1 protein-coding gene is annotated in these 442 nt (G+C 48.2%); it reads left to right on the top strand.

Annotated elements, in window-relative coordinates:
• The coding region (locus tag A3730_RS32635) for a hypothetical protein (RefSeq protein WP_231883928.1) at window positions 1–273 on the top strand (273 nt) is incomplete at its 5' end.
• Window positions 274–442: the final 169 nt, after the last annotated feature.

Genomic DNA, 442 nt, shown 5'->3' on the forward strand with positions numbered 1-442 from the left:
GTGCGGATAAATTGGGGTTCGCCATATGTGCGTTTCAGCCTGTTTTTCCTTTTATTTCGCTATATATTCAAATGGTTAGCGAAATATGTGATTTCCGGTAGTGTCCGTGGGTGTCCACGGAAATCCACCCCAATCCGCAAAATTAGTATAGGTTTTAGTATAGGTTTTTGGTTTTTCCTTCGAAAAGGTGATTTTGAAGGTGCTATACTGCCAAAAACCTATACCAAATCCCCTGCAGGCCAGACGGGGCCTGCGATGCGGGGATTTGCTTGAAAGCGTTAGTGTTGGTGGATCAAAGCGATGGAGCATAGCAAACAAGGAAGCAAGCAACTATCGGTCCGTGCCATTGAGGCAATGCGGCCAGGGGATAAGGTCAAAACCGACGGGGCTGAGAACGCTGGGTTGCGGGTTACCTGCGGTTCCTCGGGTCTGAAAACCTTCA

The sequence above is a fragment of the Alcanivorax sp. HI0044 genome (assembly GCF_001634945.1).